The following is a 16,938-nucleotide window of genomic DNA, read 5'->3' as shown; positions in this document are numbered from 1 at the left end:
AGAATATGAAGAGGCTGTATCTGCTCCGCCACGGCCAGACGGAATTCAACGTAAAAAAGCTCGTCCAGGGTCGCTGTGATTCACCGCTTACCGATTTGGGCCGTCAACAGGCCCAAGCGGCAGCCGAATGGCTCAAAGCCCACGGCGTCGTCCCCGACAAAGTTGTCTCATCGCCTTTAGGCCGAGCCATGGACACGGCAAGTATCGTCGCATGCGAGATCCTCGGTCCGGATGCTACTGTCGAGCCCTGCGAAGGCATCATCGAGCGCGGCTATGGGACCTTCGAGGAAGGCCCGCACGACGCATTGCCTACCGACGTTTGGGATCCGGGCGAGGATTTGGTCCCCTTCGGAGGAGAAGGAAGCCGCGCGCTGCAAGAACGCATGGTAGACACCCTCACCAATCTCATGGGCGCCGAGGGCATCGAAACCCTCCTAGCAGTAAGCCACGGCAGCGCCAGCCGCCAATTCATCAAGGCTGCAGCCCCAGAGGGTTTCGAGCTCCCAACAAAACTCCCCAACTGCGCCATCATGATCTTCGATTTCGACGATGCGCGAGAAGAGGACGATACGCCCCAATGCAAGTTCACCTTGCAGCAAATTGTGGATCCCCAACAAAGTCATTAGCTGAGCGAGCAGAGTTAAGCAGACATCAACGTGTCGTTCCCAGTGTGCGGCGGAGGGGGCGGGCCTGAGACATATTAAGGTTGTCGCGAGTTCCGCACGAACAGGAGAGCACTTAATGTGCTCTCCGTCGTGAGCAGGACTCAACCTTAATATGTCTCAGGCACGCCCCCTCCGCCGCACACTGGGAACATGCCACGCACTTTACCTGCGTAAACAATGTGAGTGAAATATGAATCTCGATGGATACGCCCGCAGCCGTGTATACTAAACAGCTGTGTGAAACCAGGGGAGTATTCTGGCTGGACAAAATGCCTGCTTAATAGGGTTGTCAGGTAGTTCGGACGCAATACAAGGCTGGGGAGCACGTCGTGTAAGTAGTGGTCCTCTAGGGGCGTACGCTCGGTGGTGTACGCATTGTCCCAAGACCACGCGAGAGTTGGGATCATATCTTGATCAGCATGATTCTCGGCCGCAAGATTGGCATGACCCAGGTTTGGGACGAGAACGACAACGTCGTTCCCGTCACGGTCATCCAGGCTGGCCCCTGCGCTGTCTCGCAGGTTAAAACTCAGGCAACCGACGGCTATGACGCCGTCCAGATCGGTTTCGGCGACATCAAGGCCAAGAACGTGAACAAGCCCATGGCTGGTCACTTCGCCAAGGCCGGCGTCGAGCCTGTCCGCTTCCTTCGTGAGGTCCGCGTCGAGAACGGCGAGGAGCACAAGGTCGGCGAGGTCGTCACCGTCGCTGATTTCGCTGATGTCGAGAAGGTCGACGTCATCGGTACCTCCAAGGGTAAGGGCTTCCAGGGTCGCATCAAGCGCTGGGGTCAGCGCCGCGGTCCTATGACGCATGGTTCTCACTTCCAGCGTCACCCCGGTTCTATCGGTCAGTGCGCCTATCCTGCGCGCGTCCTCAAGGGCGTCAAGATGGCCGGCCACATGGGTAACGAGCGCGTTACCGTCAAGAACCTTTCCGTTGTCCGCATCGATGCCGAGCAGAACCTCATCTTGGTCAAGGGCGCTGTCCCGGGTGCCAAGAATGGTCTCGTCGCCATCCGTATGGCCTAAGGGCCCAGCCCATTTAGCCCAGCGTCATACCAAGGAGAACACTTAAATGGCAAAGTTTGAAGTAAAGAACAGCGAGGGCAAGAAGGTCGCCGAGGCCGAGCTCGCCGCTGAGGTGTACGGCATCGAGCCGAACATCCACGTTATGCACCACATCGTCAAGTGCCAGATGGCCTCTTGGCGTCAGGGCACCCAGTCCGCTAAGGGCCGCTCTGAGGTTTCCGGTGGCGGCAAGAAGCCTTGGCGTCAGAAGGGCACCGGTCGTGCCCGCCAGGGTTCCATCCGTGCTGCCCAGTGGCGTCACGGTGGCGTTGTCTTCGCCCCCAAGCCCCGTTCCTACGCTAAGCGTATGAACAACAAGGAGGTCAAGCTGGCTATGCGCTCTGCGCTGTCCGCCAAGCTGGCCGATGGCGAGCTCGTGCTCGTCGACGACTACGGCTTCGAGAAGCCTTCCACCAAGGCTGCCGTTGCCATGCTCAAGGCTCTTGGCCTTGAGGGCAAGCGTCTGACCATCATCGTTCGCGATGAGGACGTCAACGCCTACCTGTCGTTCCGCAACATTCCCAAGACGTTCATCATCACTGCCGACGAGGCCAACACCTATGATCTCGTCAACAACAACGCTGTGCTGATGCCCGCCGACATCGCCGCTCACTTCGGGGAGGTGCTTGCATAAATGACCGCCCACGAGATCATCATCCGTCCGATCGTGTCCGAGCGTTCCTTCTCCGGCATGGAGCAGAACAAGTACACGTTCGAGGTCGCCAAGGATGCTAACAAGTATCAGATCAAGGACGCTGTCGAGGAGATCTTCGGCGTCAAGGTCGTTCGCGTGAACACCCTGACGGTCAAGCCCAAGACCAAGCGCGTGCGCTATGTCGCCGGCAAGACCCGTTCTTGGAAGAAGGCCATCGTTACGCTGGCCGAGGGCGACACCATCGAGGTCTTTGGCAACCAGGCCTAAGACTCGCTGCTGTTGAGTGAGCTCATGCCTCCCAAATAGGGGAGGCGAGAGCTCAAGGTTTTGGGCGTATAAAATGGACACGCCCGGAACCGTGTATACGTCCGGTGTCATCGCACCCGAGGCAGAACCTCGAATCCCTGTCTGCGATGGCTAACGGATACCTATTGAAAGGGATTGTAATGGCTGTAAAGCACCTTAAGCCGACCTCCGCTGGTAGGCGTTGGCAGACGATCTCCGACTTCTCCGAGATCACCTGCACCAAGCCCGAGAAGTCTCTTCTCGAGCCCCTGCCCAAGAAGGCCGGTCGTAACAACAACGGCCGCATCACCACCCGCCACCAGGGCGGCGGCGTGAAGCGTCGTTACCGCGTGATCGACTTCAAGCGCAACAAGGACGGCGTGCCCGCCAAGGTTGCCACGATCGAGTACGATCCGAACCGTTCCGCTCGCATCGCTCTGCTGCACTATGCTGACGGTGAGAAGCGCTACATCCTGGCCCCCAAGGGCCTCGAGGTCGGTCAGACCGTCATGTCCGGTTCTGACGCCGACATCAAGCCGGGCAACGCTCTGCCCCTCGCCGACATCCCCGTCGGTACGCTCATCCACGCCGTCGAGTTCCAGCCGGGCAAGGGCGCCGCTATCGCCCGTTCCGCCGGTAACTCCTGCCAGCTGATGGGTAAGGAGGGCAAGTACGCCATCGTCCGTATGCCTTCCTCCGAGATGCGCCGCATCCTCGTTACCTGCCGCGCCACCGTCGGTGAGGTCGGCAACGCTGATCACGCCAACATCGTCATCGGCAAGGCCGGCCGTAAGCGTCACATGAACGTGCGCCCGACCGTCCGCGGTACCGTTATGAACCCTGTCGACCACCCGCACGGCGGTGGCGAGGGCAAGAACCACACCTCTGGTCGTCCCTCTGTTACCCCCTGGGGTAAGCCGACGAAGGGCCTTCGTACGCGCAAGAAGAAGAAGGTCTCGAACCAGCACATCATTCGTCGCCGTAAGAAGTAATTTCGGATACCGAGTTTTAGGAGAAAGCACTTATGAGCAGAAGTCTCAAAAAGGGCCCGTTCGTGGAGACTCGCCTTCTCTCGCGTATCACCGCGATGAACGAGGCTGGCAAGAAGGACGTCGTGAAGACTTGGTCCCGCGCGTCCACCATCTTCCCCGAGATGGTTGGTCACACCATCGCCGTCCACGACGGCCGCAAGCATGTGCCCGTGTATGTTACCGAGTCCATGGTTGGTCACAAGCTCGGCGAGTTCGCGCCGACTCGTACGTTCCGTGGCCACAAGGCCAAATAGGGGGTTAACCGTAAATGGCAACTAAGTCTATTGAAACTGAGGCCACCGAGGTTCGCGCCGTCGCTAAGTACGTGCGTGTTTCCCCCAGCAAGGCCCGCCTGGTGGTCGATCTGATCCGCCGCAAGCCTGTCGCTCAGGCCTTCGACATCCTCCACTTCTGCGACCGCGCCGTCGCCGTGGATGTCGAGAAGGTTCTCCGTTCCGCCGTTGCGAACGCCGAGAACAACAACGGTCTGCGTGCCGACAACCTGGTTGTCGCTGCTGCCTATGTTGACGAGGGTCCGACGCTTAAGCGCATCCGTCCCCGCGCCAAGGGTTCCGCTTCTCGCATTCTGAAGCGTACTTCCCACATCACCGTCGTCGTTGCTCCTCGAAAGGAGGCGTAAAGCTGTATGGGTCAGAAAGTCTACCCCACCGGCTTCCGTCTTGGCATCACCGAGAACTGGCGCTCCCGCTGGTTCGCAGAGAAGGATTACGCTAAGACCCTCGGTAACGATCTCGAGATCCGCAAGTACCTCGAGAAGCGTCTCTCCCGCGCAGCTGTCTCCCGCGTCGAGATCGAGCGCGCTGGCGACAAGGTGAAGGTCATCATCTTCACCGCTCGCCCCGGCGTTGTCATCGGTAAGAAGGGTGCCGAGATCGATACCCTCCGCACCGAGCTCGAGAAGGTCGCTGGCGTCTCCAAGGGCCAGCTCTCCGTCGACGTTGTCGAGATCAAGCGCCCCGAGCTCGACGCCAACCTCGTTGCTCAGTCTATCGCTGAGCAGCTCGAGGGCCGCGTTGCCTTCCGTCGCGCCATGCGCAAGGCTGTCCAGTCCGCCCGCAAGGCCGGCGCCAAGGGCATCCGTATCCAGTGCTCCGGTCGTCTCGGCGGTGCCGAGATGGGCCGTCGTGAGTGGTACCGTGAGGGTCGCGTGCCTCTGCACACCCTCCGTGCCAAGATCGACTACGGCACGGCTGTCGCCAGCACCACCATGGGTGCCTGCGGCGTGAAGGTCTGGATCTACCTGGGCGAGAAGCTCCCGGGCCAGCCTGTTCCCAACCCTGCACTCGAGGGCTCTTCCCGTCCTCGTCGTCGTAACTCCGAGAGGAGGGGTCAGTAGTGCTTGCCCCTAAGCGTATTCTTCACCGCAAGGTGCAGCGTGGCTCCATGAAGGGCCAGGCCAAGGGTAATACCGAGCTGCATTTCGGCGAGTTTGGTATCCAGGCTCTCGAGGCCCATTGGATCACCAACCGTCAGATCGAGGCCGCTCGTATTGCCATGACCCGCTACATGAAGCGTGGCGGTCGTGTCTACATCACGATCTTCCCCGATAAGCCCATCACTAAGAAGCCTGCCGAGACTCGCATGGGTTCTGGTAAGGGTAACCCCGAGGAGTGGGTGGCCGTCGTCAAGCCCGGCCGCATCATGTTCGAGGTCAAGGGCGTGCCCGAGGAGGTCGCTCGCGAGGCTCTGCGTCTGGCGCAGCACAAGCTCCCCATCAAGACCAAGATCGTCGCTAAGCCTGCCGCTACAGAGACGGCCGAGGAGGAGAACTAATGAAGCCCGCAGAGATTCGTGAGCTCTCGGACGCTCAGCTCGTTGAGAAGCTGAAGGAAATGCGCGCCGAGCTCTTTAACCTTCGTTTCCAGATGGCCACCAGCCAGCTGGACAACACCGCTCGCGTCAACACCGTGAAGAAGGACATCGCTCGCGTCCTCACGGAGCAGCGCGCCCGCGAGATCGCAGCGGAGAAGTCCGCTGTCGCCGAGTAGGACCTAAGGAGAGAATATGACTGATTCGCGTAACTCGCGTAAGGTCCGTACGGGTGTCGTTACCTCCGTCTCCGGTGCCAAGACCATCGTTGTCACCATCACCGAGCGCAAGCGTCACCCCAAGTACGGCAAGATGATGACCAGCTCCAAGAAGCTGCACGCTCACGACGAGGAGTGCACGGCTGGCGTGGGCGACACCGTCCGCGTTATGGAGACCCGTCCTATGTCCAAGATGAAGCGTTGGCGCCTCATCGAGGTCGTCGAGCGCGCTAAATAAGCAGTCGCTCTTACGACTTGTACGTTTCCGAAGATGTGCGTATGCCTGGCTTGCATACCACGGGCCGCATAAAGGCTGCGCACCTCTCTTCGGTTCTTAGTTCGGAGGAACATCTACCATGATTCAGATGCAAACCATGCTGAACGTCGCCGACAACTCCGGCGCTCGCAAGATTCGCTGCATCAAGGTGCTTGGCGGTTCCAAGCGTCGTTATGCAGGCATCGGCGATGTGTTCATCGGTGCTGTCCAGGAGGCTACCCCTGGCGCCAACGTCAAGAAGAAGGACGTTGTCCGTTGCGTCGTCGTTCGCACCGTTAAGGAGATCCGCCGCAAGGATGGCTCCTACATTCGCTTTGATGATAACGCCTGCGTTGTCATCAACAACGATGGTTCGCCCGTCGGCACCCGTATCTTCGGGCCCGTCGCTCGCGAGCTTCGTGACAAGAAGTACATGAAGATCGTCTCGCTCGCTCCCGAGACCCTGTAGTTAGGGGAGATATATGTATATCAAGAAGGGCGATAAGGTCCAGGTTCTCTCTGGTAAGGATCGCGGCAAGCAGGGCGTTGTCCTGCGTGCTCTCCCCGCCGAGAACAAGGTCGTTGTCGAGGGCGTTTCGGTCGTCAAGAAGGCCGTCAAGCCCAACGCTGCCAACCAGCAGGGCGGCATCGTTTCGCAGGAGGCTCCCATCGATGCCTCCAACGTCAATCTCGTTTGCCCCGAGTGCGGTAAGGTTACCCGCGTCGGTCACGAGAAGGACGGCAAGAACAAGCTGCGTGTCTGCAAGAAGTGCGGCCACAAGTTCTAAGCTGCCCGCAACATCTAAGTTGCTAGCAAAGGCCCGGATGCCACGGCACCCGGGCCTTTTTCTATCCCTACTCATTGGGGACAGACATAAATGAGTGGCTACTCATTGGGGACAGACATAAATGACTAGTCGTTGGGGACGTTCTTAAACGGCTAGTTGATGGGGACAGTCTTGCCACGAAAGCGTCGTACGGGAAACGCCCCCAGGTTTCGGCAGCCTGGGACAGTCCCTATGTGCCGGCAGTTAGGGATGGTCTTTTGATGTCTGATGCCCCTAGGGGGCAGAGTAAGACAGCCTGCTTTGCCTTTAGGGGTTTTGGTGTTCCAACTTTTTATGCATCATAACGATCGATGCATGCGTATTTACGCACAGAGTCTTGCGCGATAATGCGCATAGCCGCGCAAATATCTGCTAATTATGGTTTAATAATAACCGATAAACAAATAAACACGCAAATACAAGCAAATACGCGCAAGTTTGTGCGAATATAAGGCTGTTGGAAATGAAGAACTTCCGGTGACTCAGGAGGCACATGATGACAGATTCCAAACAGGCTCCGCTCGACGCCGAAGCAGCCGCTAAGGCGGCGTTTGCCTCGGTCCAGGATCAGCCGTTCCCTAACGACATCTTTACGGCTCCCGAGCTTCGCTGGGCTGTGATCGGCTGCGGCGTTATCGCCAACCAGATGGCCCAGTCTCTCGCCCTTGCCGGCCGCAAGCTTGCGGGCGTCGCCAACCGTACGCTCTCCAAGGCTCAGGCTTTTGCCGAGCAGTATGGCGTCGAGAAGGTGTACGAGACGGTTGAGGACCTCTACGCCGATCCCGACATCGACGCCGTTTATATCACCACGCCGCATAACACGCATATCACCTACCTGCGCGCCGCTCTGGCAGCAGGCAAGCACGTGCTTTGCGAAAAGGCCATCACCCTCAACTCCGCCGAGCTCGACGAAGCGCGTGCCATTGCCGACGAGCATAACGTGGTCCTTATGGACGCCACCACGGTGCTCCACATGCCCTTGTATCGGGAGCTGCGTCGCCGCATGGATGCCGGCGAGTTTGGCCGCATGAACCTCGCTCAGCTCAACTTTGGCAGCTACAAGGACTACGGCGACCTGACCAACCGGTTCTACAACCGTAGTCTCGCCGGCGGTGCCATGCTCGATATTGGCGTGTATGCCCTGTCCGTCATGCGCCTCTTTATGGCAAGCCAGCCTGTTGAGGTCGTTTCGCTCGGCAACACCTGTGAGACCGGCGTTGACGTTGCGGGCGGCATCGTCTGCCGTAATGCCGAGCAGCAGCTGGGCGTGGTGAGCCTTACACTTCACTCCAAGCAGCCCAAGCGCTCGGTCATCAGCTTTGACAAGTGCTATATCGAGGTCAACGAGTATCCGCGTGCCGATCACGCGACCATCGTGTGGACTGCGGACGGGCACCGTGAGGAGGTCCACACCGGCACCGAGGCATACGCTCTGTGCTACGAGATGGCCGACCTGGAGAAGGCCGTTGCCGGCGATGATTCGAAGCGCGAGCTTCTGGATTACGCTTCTGATGTCATGGAGCTTATGACCAAGCTCCGCGCCGACTGGGGAGTCGTGTACCCCGAGGAGGAGTAAGCGATGCTTGCGGAGGATAGGCTCAACGCGATCGTGTCGATGGTCCAGCAGGCTGGCTCGGTTACTGTGCAAGAGCTTGCCGATACCCTGGGCGTAACGGCGTCTACCATTCGGCGCGACCTGCAGACGCTCGATCGAGCACACCGTATCGCCAAGGTCCACGGCGGAGCGACAAGTCTTGAGCGCGCGCACGTGACGCGCGACCTAACGCTCAATGAGCGCAGCGACCTCCATAACGACGATAAGGAGCGTATCTGCGCCCGCGCCGCGGCGCTGGTGGAGCCCGAGAGCTTTGTATACATCGACTCGGGCTCGACGACGCTCAAGCTCATCGAGCATCTTCCACACCTTGAAGATGTCACCTATGTGACCGATTCCGTGCTCCATGCTCAGCACCTCGCTTTGCGCGGCATGCGCACCGTGGTGCTGGGCGGCGAGCTCAAGCCCGAGACCGAAGCGCTCGTCGGTCCCGATGCTCTGGCAACCCTAGACCGCTACAACTTTAACTGCGGCTTTTGGGGTTCTAACGGCATTGCCGCCGAGCAGGGCTTCACGGCGCCCGATATCGAGGAGGCACAAGTAAAGCGCATCTCGATGCGCCATACGGCCAAGCGCTTTGTAATCTCGGACGCCAGTAAATTTGGCATGGTGGCGCCCGTCAAGTTCGCGGATTTTCGCGACGCAACGATTATTACCGCGGGCGAGGTGCCCGCCAAGTATCGGGCAATGGACAACGTCATCACGGTCTAGCGACGGGACAAGGCCAAAACCATCACAAAGGCGCCTGTCCCCATTGTGGTGGTTAGTAACGAAAACCGAGTAGTTTTCTCAATAGAAAAGCGGCAACGTCCATCACAGGCGTTGCCGCTTTCGTTGTCCGCCGGTTTGTCTAAGTCTGTAACAACTGGACCGTTAAAAGTGGGCTAGATGTTACAGATTGAGATACTTCCGAACCGCGCCATCCCTTTGTCTCAATCTGTAACATCTGGGACCGATTTTGCCGAGTTATTGTTACAGATCGAGATTTTCCCTTGAGGGGGATTTGAATGTCTCGATCTGTAACAGATAGACCGGAAAATGGGTTCTAACTGTTACAGATCGAGACGTTTTGGCGCCGCGGCTGAGCCATCGTGGCGGCTTGACGTTTGCCCAGATAAAACCTGCCAAAATAAACCTGTCCCTTTTTGGCAGGTTTTAGGGCTCCCAGGGGCAGGGGGCTTCGATGTAGATGTGCTCGCCGGTTACGGGATGGGTAAAGGATACGCTGTGGGCGTGGAGCATGAGGCCACAGGGGCGCGGCGTTCCGTACAGGTCGTCGCCAACCAGGGGATGGCGCTCGCTTGCCAGGTGCACGCGGATCTGGTGTTTGCGGCCCGTGAGCAGCTCAACATCGATATACGAACGGGTGGGCAGGCCTCGGCGGCTCTTAAGGCGCTTGAGCACCTTCACGCGCGTCTGCGACGGCTTGCCGCTGGCACCGACGCGCATCTTGCGGCTATCGTGGCGGTCGCGGGCGATGGGCTTGTCGATGAGCTTTTCGTTCCAGTCGATCTTGCCCTCGGCGAGCGCCAGATAGTGCTTTTCGAAGGCGTGGTCGATGACCATCTGGTCAAAGGCGGGCTGCGTCTGCTTGTCGAGCGAGAACAACACCACGCCGGTAGTGTCGCGGTCCAAGCGGTTGAGCGGCTGCATGTCGGTCGCGGCAAAGCCGTCGCCCATCGCCAGCAAAAGGTCGCTGGCATAGTCGGTAAGCGTGCGCTCGCCGGTGCCGTCGCCGTGGACGATCATGCCGGCGGGCTTATCGATGGCCATGAGCCAGGCGTCGCAGTAGAGGACTTGGGGTTCTTCGTTCACGTGTAAGCCTTTCGGTTAGCTAATTCCCACAAACATGCAGCCCGAAGTGGCGCCGCGCAGGCGGGCGGCGGGCTTACGGCCGGCCTGCGCGGCCTCGACGGCGCGACGGACGCGTGCGACGGCGCGGCCAATCTCATCGGCCTCGAGCAGGGTTCCGTCGACCATGAGACGGCGCACGCCGGCGTCGAGCAGCTGTGGAACCTGCGGTGTGAGGTCGATGGGGTAGGCGTCGTACAGGCGCGAGCGGCCGTGGATGTCGGTGCGCACCGGCATGACCTTGCCGTCGATATTCTTGAGCGACAGCTTGCGGGCGCGCAGGCGGCAGTGGGCGCAATCGTGGATGCAGCCATTGGCCACCTGCAGGATACAGTGCTCGCTCGTCATAACGCGCGGGCGGCCGAAAACGGTGATGCCCAGGGCTGCGGGCGCGGAGGTGCCAAGCGAGATAATCTCGTCGAGCGTGATCTCGGGCGAGAGCCAAAACGCCCCGGCTCCGCGCTCGGCAAGTGCCTCCATGCAAGGCGTGTTGTGCACGGGCAGGCAAGAGCGAATCTCGGCCGTGGCACCAACCTGGGCGGCCAGGGCAAGCTCAGAGATGTTGCCAATAGCGACCGTGGCACCGGCAACGACCCACGGGTCGACGCGCGCGTGGTCGACGGCGCGGCAGACCTCATCGAGCACGGGAACAATACCCTGCTCAAACGCATCGGCGGGGGAGAGCTCGGCCGCATCGAGCGCGTCGGTGGTCATGTAGATGCGCGCGGCTCCCTCCGCGCGCGCTGCCTCGGCGGCCTCGAGCGAGGTGACGGTGGCGCAGATCTGCGGCTCATCGCGGTAGTGCTCGGGCGCGGGGCGGGAATCACTGGTGACAATCGCCGGCAGCTCGAGCGTGTGGGCGCGCTCCTCGTAAGGCGCCAGAATGGCCTCCTCGAGCGCCTTGCAAGCGGCGGCGCGCACCTTGTGCACAGCGGAGAAGCCCATGCCACAGCCCTCATCGAGCGCCACGTCAAAGCTCGCGGCCTCAAAGGGCGAGGAACCCATGCGGCCCACATGCTCCACCAGATCGGATACCTCGACGGCGCGGGTCTTGGCGGCCTCGACGGTAAAGCCGGTGGCGGTGGCGGTGAGCGTGGGGTCGTCGCAGCAGGTGAGCGTGACGGTAAACGGCTCGCCTAGGCGCGCCGCGACGGACACGTCTACGGCGCGGCGGCGTAGCACGTCGCGCTTGAGCGCAGCGCCGGCAGCGTCAATGGCGCGCTGGCTGCGAATCACACGCACGCGGCAGCCCTCGGGCATGCTGCGGGGAACGCGGCACTCGATGATGTCGCCGGCGGCGGCATCATCGGCGGCGATGGTGGTCAGGAATTGGTCGAACTCGTCGTCGTGACGAAGCTCCAACAGGTCGCCCTTGCCCACGGGCTCAAACAGCTCAATGCGGGCGATGGCGGCGCGGCGACGACGGTCGTCGGGTTTGAGCCCGCGCACGTCGCGGTTGGCCATACGGCTGCCCAGCACCGTGCCCACGATCTGGCCGCGGTTGTTGGAGCGCTCGTAGCTCATCATCTCGTCGCCCGAGGTGCCGTCCTGATAGGCGTGCGTAAAGTCGCGGTTAAAGCAGCGCTTGAGTTGGCGCTGGCGAGCGGCGTCCTCGTCCTTATCTACGACGGCCCCGGCCAGCATGTCATCGATCTGATGACGATACACATCGACGATGGAGTACACGTAATCGGGCGCCTTCATGCGGCCCTCGAGCTTGAGCGATGCGGCGCCGGCGTCATACAGGCGGCGAACAAGCTGTGAAGTGTTGGTGTCGCGCGGGCATAGCGCGCGCTCGCGACCGGCGGGGGAGAGCGTGCGGCCGTTCTCGTCGATCAGCTCGTAGGGCAGACGGCAGGGCTGAGCGCACATGCCGCGGTTGGCCGAGCGGCCCGCCATGGCAAAGCTCGAGAGCAGGCACAGGCCCGAGTAGCAAAAGCAGATGGCGCCGTGGCTAAAGACCTCCAGGTCAACGTCGGGCGCGGCGTCGTGGATGGCGGCGATCTCGTCGATGGAAAGCTCGCGCGAGAGGGTCACGCGGTCGGCGCCCTGCTCGCGGCACCAGATGGTTCCACGGTCATCGTGGATGTTCGCCTGGGTCGAGATATGGGTCTCGATGCCGGGCATGGTGCGCTTGACCTCAAAGAACAGGCCCCAGTCCTGGATGATAAAGGCGTCGGCGCCCAGCGTGGAGCAGCGGTGGATGAGCTGCAGTGCATCGCTCATCTCGGACTGCTTAATGACGATGTTGACCGTGACGTAGACGCGCGAGCCGGCCAGGTGCGCGGCGCGGCATGCCTGCTCAAAGGCCTCATCGGTAAAGTTGGTGGCCTTGCGGCGGGCGTTGAAGCTGCCCATGCCGCAGTAGATGGCGTCTGCCCCGGCGGCGAGCGCGGCGGCAAAGGGCTCCGGGCCTCCGGCGGGGGCCAAGAGCTCGGGTCTGCGGTTGGTGGTTCGGCTGGCGGTTGCGGTCATATCCTGCCTTTCAAAATGCTCAGATATTCAAAAGTATAGTGGCGCCGTCGCGATGGGCGATGCCCGCAGCCTAAGCAGGACAAAGTCTTCAGTAGCCTGGGCTGGCTGACCCCGTGGAGAACCGTTCAGCGGTTCGGGGAAACCGTTGGGCGATAAAATATTCTCGCATTCTGATAATTATCTTGCAGCGGGCGAAATCATCCCCTACTATCCCAATCAAGCGCGGTGTTCAGACCGAACTGTGCCTCCCGGTGCGAACGCCGCGCTCACGCTCTCTATTTGATCGTAAGGAGAAAAACATGAGCAAGACCGTCGTGTCTTCCGATAACGCGCCCGCAGCCATCGGCCCGTATTCCCCCGGTATCCAGACCGGCAACATGGTGTTCCTGTCCGGCCAGCTGGGCATCGATCCCGCGACCGGCAAGCTGCCCGAGGGCATCGAGGCCCAGGCCAAGCAGTCCCTCGCCAACGTCGAAGCCCTGCTGACCGCTGCCGGCGCTACGTTTGCCGATGTCGTCAAGACCACGGTCTACCTGGCTGACATCGCCGACTTTGCCGCCGTGAACGAGATTTATGCCTCCAAGTTTGAGGCCCCGTTCCCCGCGCGCAGCGCTTTCCAGGTTGCCGCTCTTCCGGCTGGCGGTCTGGTTGAGATTGAGGTCGTCGCCGCTCTCTAAGGCGTTGGCAACAACTAAACATGACATGCAAAAAGACCCTGCAGCGCGTGTGAGCTGCAGGGTTCTTTTGTCACGTGACGGATCGCTTGCGGAGCCACCAAGGGCAGTCTTTTTGGGACGGGGCCTTTTTAGCTACCCCTATATGCAGGATTGCTTTTACTTACGGCTCATCGAAGTCGCGGGCAGAGGAGGGTAGCTAAAATAGCCCCGTCCCAAAAAGACTGCCCGCGCTCCATTTTGCTCGTTAGCCCTCCTTGCGAACTTTTTGCAGGTAGCGGTAGACGCTGGGCTCCGAGATGCCCAGCGCGGTGGCAGCGCAGGCAACAGCGCCCTTGAGCATAAATACGCCGTTGCCGTTAAGGTGGCGAATAACGTCCACGCGATCGGCCTGCCCAAGCGAGGCGACATCCTGGCCGCGGCTTTCGAGCAATTCGGAAATGCTGTGGTCGATGAGCTCCTGTGTAGACTCTGAAAGAATTTCGACCTCGATAGACGCGGGCTCCGCCTGCCTTGGCACAGCGTCGAAGCAGGCCATGAGCTGCTGAGCCATGGCGTTGATGGAGCGTACCGTGGAAAGATCGGTGTTGACGCAGAGCATGCCGACGATCTCGTTATCCTCGCGAATAAAGTACGTTGCGGATTCCAATGTCTTGCCACCGGCACCGCGCCCCTCGTAGCCCGTAATAAACGGCAGGTCGCGATACTTGGGATCGTGTATGATCTTGAGTGCCAGATCGGTGGCGGGACCGCCGACCTTGCGGCCGCTCACGATGCCGTTACGGATATCGACGATGGCGTGGTCGGGATCCGAGAAATCGTGCAGCACGATTTCGCTGTTCTTGCCGAGTATCTGCTCCAGGAAATCGACCATCGGCAAAAAGCGACGTACAGTCTCGTTCACGGGCAACTCCTTTGGATGAAATCGGAAGTTTCATAACAATTTTTTCTCATGGTAACACGGTGTCTATTGACTCGTATATTCGCAGGTACATTGCGTAATACAGACGAACGGTAGGATTTTGGCGGTAAGCGGTCGACCAAAAGAAAAGTTAGATGTTATTTTGACCAGACACTTTCCTGACCTGCGGAAATGCGTTGTCTAAGCTGAAAAATAGTCTGATAACAAAAAATTATTATTGAGAATGAGAAAATTCTTTAATACGATATTCACCGAAGGCACAACCTCAACCCCGCACTGCGTCACAATAGAGCGCTAGATGCGAAAACAACTACTTCGAGGATTGGTGGTCAAATGGCCCAGGAGACGGTTACGAACGGCACTGAAGCCCTGTTCACTCGCGAGGGCATGCCGCCCGTTAAGGAAATGATTCCGTGTGCCCTTCAGCACGTACTGGCATCGTTTGCCGGCATCATTACCCCGGCGGTCATCATGGCCGGCGTCTACGGCTTTAACAGCCAGCAGAGCACCGACATCATTCAGGTGGCGCTCATTCTTTCGGCAATCGACACGGCCCTTCAGGCCTTCGCTCCCTTCCGTCGCATCGGCGGCGGCCTGCCCATCGTCATGGGCGTCTCGTTCGCGTTCCTGCCGGCCCTGCAGGCCATGGGTGCCTCGGGCTTTAGCTTTGGTGCACTGCTGGGCGGCGAGATTGTCGGCGGTGCCGTCGCGGTCCTCTTTGGTCTGGCCTACAGCAAGATTAAGTGGCTGTTCCCGCCCGTCGTGACCGGTACGGTCATCTTCTCCATCGGCGTCTCCCTGTATCCCACGGCCGTCAAGTATATGGCCGGCGGTATGGGTACGCCGCTGTGGGGCACCCCGCAGGCCTGGTGCGTCGCTCTTATCACCTTCGCCGTGGTCTTCGCGCTCGCCAACTTTGGCAAGGGTACGTTCAAGCTGGGATCCGTGTTCTTTGGCATGATCGTTGGCATGATCGTCTCCATTCCCTTTGGCATGATCGACTTCTCCAGCGTCGCCACCGCTCAGGTCTTCGCCCTTCCCAAGCTCATGCCCTACGCGCTCGAGTTTGATCCCGAGGTCTGCATTACCCTCGCCGTCGTGTTCCCCATGGTTGCCATCCAGGTTATCGGCGATGTCTCCGCCGCCTGCCTGGGCTCCATCGACCGCATGCCCACCGAGCGCGAGCTCTCCGGCGCTATCGTGTCTCAGGGCCTCACCTCTATGGCCGGCGGCCTGCTGGGCGGTCTTCCCACCAGCGCCCTTGGCCAGAACGTGGGCATCATCTGCTCCAACAAGGTCGTCAACAAGTGGGTCTTTGTGATCATCGCGTCCGTCTTTGCCATCGCCGGCCTGTTCCCGCAGCTCTCTGCTGTCCTTTCCGCCATCCCGCAGCCCGTCATCGGCGGTGCGACCGTTGGCGTCTTTGGCACCATCACCATGAACGGCGTGCGCATGTTCACCCGCGAGGGCCTCACGCAGCGCACTACCACCATCGTCGGCACCTCCGTCGTCTTTGGCCTGGGTATCTGGATGGCCAGCGGTTGCCTTGCCGGCGAGGGTATGCCCACCTGGGTGTCCACCGTCATCGGCTCCAATGCCGTAACCCCCACCGCCATCATGGCCATTGTCCTTAACCTGATCCTTCCGCAGACGCCGGTCGTGGCTCAGCACATCGATGCCGCCAAGGACGCTGCCGTTGATCTGGTCTTGCCCGAGAGCAAGAAGTAACTAATTCGGTGCTATTCGTCGGCGGACGCATCGCCTCGTCCGCCGACGTCATGCGGCGCCAAGCCGCACTTCAAAGGGTTTGTCCCGTGGGTAAAATAAGGCTGACGGCAGCCCAAGTGGTGAAGAGCTGGGCAGTGTCGTTGTTTAGATTAAGGGGTCGATGCCTTAACGGCGTCGACCCCTCTTTTTATGCTTCGGACGCTGCTTGAGTGCCTCGGAAAGTCCGATGAGCGCTGTGAGGAGCGAGACCAGAGCGGTCAGGAGCTTCCGGAACGGTCCGTGTGCGGTGGTGTACCGCCCCTTTTGCGTGAGCGATTGTCGAATTACGTTATAGCTAGCTATAACGTAAAGGAAGCTGAGGGACCGTCCTGTGTTGTTGGTGACGGGTCTTTGCCCGATCGCGCGGTCTTTAGCATTTGCGGTTGAGTGCTCCGTGGATGTTGAGTGGTGGCTGGAGTAGAGCGACGAGTTGAGCGAACGCAGGAACGGGCGCCGAGGCCTCGTTGCCGAAAATCCATTTGTTAAACCAAGCGCCCGCGGATAGAATAAAGTTGACGGCAGCCCAAGGGTGATAGCTGGGCAGCGCCGTTGCTTGGTCAAGAGGTCAGTGCCTTAATGGCAGCGACTTGTTATGCTTCGAATGCTGCTTGAGTGCCTCGGAAAGTTCGATAAGCGCCGTGAAGAGCGAGACCAAAGCAACCAAGAGCTCTACGAGCTCTGATGGGCCCGGGATGACCTCTGATTCAAGTCACCGGGCCTCAATCTTTTTCATCCATTTGAATAAGCGGGCGACTCCCTTGGGGGCCGTCTGCATGGCGTGCGACCGGCGCATGGCG

Annotated in this window: 20 protein-coding genes; 17 read left to right on the top strand and 3 right to left on the bottom strand. The window is 60.0% G+C overall.

The window, feature by feature from the left end; genetic code table 11:
* The first annotated feature begins 5 nt into the window (after positions 1-5).
* The 15 genes from ACTNDJ_RS01020 to ACTNDJ_RS00950 all read left to right on the top strand — a co-directional run bounded on the left by ACTNDJ_RS01020 (position 6) and on the right by ACTNDJ_RS00950 (position 9,163).
* Complete coding sequence (locus ACTNDJ_RS01020) at positions 6-626, top strand: histidine phosphatase family protein (RefSeq protein WP_441063339.1); 621 nt, start codon at positions 6-8, stop codon at positions 624-626.
* Between the two features lie 449 nt (positions 627-1,075).
* Complete coding sequence (gene rplC, locus ACTNDJ_RS01015; protein WP_089572481.1) at positions 1,076-1,696, top strand: 50S ribosomal protein L3; 621 nt, start codon at positions 1,076-1,078, stop codon at positions 1,694-1,696.
* A gap of 46 nt (positions 1,697-1,742) precedes the next feature.
* Complete coding sequence (gene rplD, locus ACTNDJ_RS01010; protein WP_006235032.1) at positions 1,743-2,369, top strand: 50S ribosomal protein L4; 627 nt, start codon at positions 1,743-1,745, stop codon at positions 2,367-2,369.
* Positions 2,370-2,657, top strand: a complete 288-nt coding sequence (rplW, locus tag ACTNDJ_RS01005; RefSeq protein WP_006235033.1) for a 50S ribosomal protein L23 — start codon at positions 2,370-2,372, stop codon at positions 2,655-2,657. It abuts the gene before it with no gap.
* Between the two features lie 179 nt (positions 2,658-2,836).
* Positions 2,837-3,667, top strand: coding sequence for a 50S ribosomal protein L2 (gene rplB, locus ACTNDJ_RS01000; RefSeq protein ID WP_117583062.1), 831 nt, complete (start codon positions 2,837-2,839; stop codon positions 3,665-3,667).
* Between the two features lie 32 nt (positions 3,668-3,699).
* Positions 3,700-3,960, top strand: coding sequence for a 30S ribosomal protein S19 (gene rpsS / locus ACTNDJ_RS00995; RefSeq protein WP_006235035.1), 261 nt, complete (start codon positions 3,700-3,702; stop codon positions 3,958-3,960).
* A 14-nt stretch (positions 3,961-3,974) separates the two neighbouring features.
* On the top strand, positions 3,975-4,346 hold the full coding sequence (gene rplV / locus ACTNDJ_RS00990; RefSeq protein ID WP_006235036.1) for a 50S ribosomal protein L22: 372 nt from the start codon (positions 3,975-3,977) through the stop codon (positions 4,344-4,346).
* 6 nt (positions 4,347-4,352) lie between these two features.
* On the top strand, positions 4,353-5,063 hold the full coding sequence (gene rpsC / locus ACTNDJ_RS00985) for a 30S ribosomal protein S3 (protein WP_154514689.1): 711 nt from the start codon (positions 4,353-4,355) through the stop codon (positions 5,061-5,063).
* The gene (rplP, locus tag ACTNDJ_RS00980; protein ID WP_370450531.1) at positions 5,063-5,500 is read left to right on the top strand and encodes a 50S ribosomal protein L16; all 438 of its coding nucleotides are present in this window, start codon (positions 5,063-5,065) and stop codon (positions 5,498-5,500) included. Before rpsC ends, rplP begins: the two co-directional genes overlap by 1 nt.
* Entirely contained in the window at positions 5,500-5,715 is a 216-nt protein-coding gene (rpmC, locus tag ACTNDJ_RS00975) for a 50S ribosomal protein L29 (protein WP_006235039.1), read from the top strand. The genes rplP and rpmC overlap by 1 nt, the downstream gene beginning before the upstream one ends.
* Positions 5,716-5,731: 16 nt before the next feature.
* On the top strand, positions 5,732-5,992 hold the full coding sequence (gene rpsQ, locus ACTNDJ_RS00970) for a 30S ribosomal protein S17 (protein WP_006235040.1): 261 nt from the start codon (positions 5,732-5,734) through the stop codon (positions 5,990-5,992).
* Positions 5,993-6,110: 118 nt separating this feature from the next.
* The gene (rplN, locus tag ACTNDJ_RS00965; protein ID WP_117734331.1) at positions 6,111-6,479 is read left to right on the top strand and encodes a 50S ribosomal protein L14; all 369 of its coding nucleotides are present in this window, start codon (positions 6,111-6,113) and stop codon (positions 6,477-6,479) included.
* Positions 6,480-6,492: 13 nt separating this feature from the next.
* Positions 6,493-6,798: a 50S ribosomal protein L24 gene (gene rplX / locus ACTNDJ_RS00960; protein WP_006235043.1), complete on the top strand. Its 306-nt coding sequence runs from the start codon at positions 6,493-6,495 to the stop codon at positions 6,796-6,798.
* A 535-nt stretch (positions 6,799-7,333) separates the two neighbouring features.
* Positions 7,334-8,413, top strand: coding sequence for a Gfo/Idh/MocA family protein (locus ACTNDJ_RS00955; protein WP_441063342.1), 1,080 nt, complete (start codon positions 7,334-7,336; stop codon positions 8,411-8,413).
* Between the two features lie 3 nt (positions 8,414-8,416).
* Complete coding sequence (locus ACTNDJ_RS00950) at positions 8,417-9,163, top strand: DeoR/GlpR family DNA-binding transcription regulator (RefSeq protein WP_427717633.1); 747 nt, start codon at positions 8,417-8,419, stop codon at positions 9,161-9,163.
* 444 nt (positions 9,164-9,607) lie between these two features.
* Here ACTNDJ_RS00950 and ACTNDJ_RS00945 read toward each other — a convergent pair whose 3' ends face one another.
* Positions 9,608-10,267 (bottom strand): RluA family pseudouridine synthase, encoded by a 660-nt coding sequence (locus tag ACTNDJ_RS00945; RefSeq protein WP_441038833.1) that lies wholly within the window; start codon positions 10,265-10,267, stop codon positions 9,608-9,610.
* A 15-nt stretch (positions 10,268-10,282) separates the two neighbouring features.
* Positions 10,283-12,778, bottom strand: a complete 2,496-nt coding sequence (locus ACTNDJ_RS00940; protein ID WP_441083194.1) for a DUF3656 domain-containing U32 family peptidase — start codon at positions 12,776-12,778, stop codon at positions 10,283-10,285.
* A gap of 299 nt (positions 12,779-13,077) precedes the next feature.
* Between ACTNDJ_RS00940 and ACTNDJ_RS00935 the strand changes: the two genes are divergently transcribed.
* Positions 13,078-13,455 carry a RidA family protein gene (locus tag ACTNDJ_RS00935; protein WP_152077077.1) on the top strand — a complete coding sequence of 126 codons (378 nt, stop codon included), beginning with the start codon at positions 13,078-13,080 and terminating at the stop codon, positions 13,453-13,455.
* A gap of 244 nt (positions 13,456-13,699) precedes the next feature.
* Here the strand turns inward: ACTNDJ_RS00935 and ACTNDJ_RS00930 are convergent, their stop codons facing one another.
* A complete protein-coding gene (locus ACTNDJ_RS00930) occupies positions 13,700-14,356 on the bottom strand; it encodes a helix-turn-helix transcriptional regulator (protein WP_441083193.1) in 657 nt (218 codons plus the stop codon).
* A gap of 351 nt (positions 14,357-14,707) precedes the next feature.
* Between ACTNDJ_RS00930 and ACTNDJ_RS00925 the strand changes: the two genes are divergently transcribed.
* Entirely contained in the window at positions 14,708-16,102 is a 1,395-nt protein-coding gene (locus ACTNDJ_RS00925) for a uracil-xanthine permease family protein (protein ID WP_441044594.1), read from the top strand.
* Positions 16,103-16,938: the final 836 nt, after the last annotated feature.

This window comes from Collinsella sp. HCP3S3_D1 (genome assembly GCF_052064015.1).
GTDB lineage: Bacteria > Actinomycetota > Coriobacteriia > Coriobacteriales > Coriobacteriaceae > Collinsella.
This window is presented reverse-complemented; position numbering and strand designations above follow the sequence as displayed.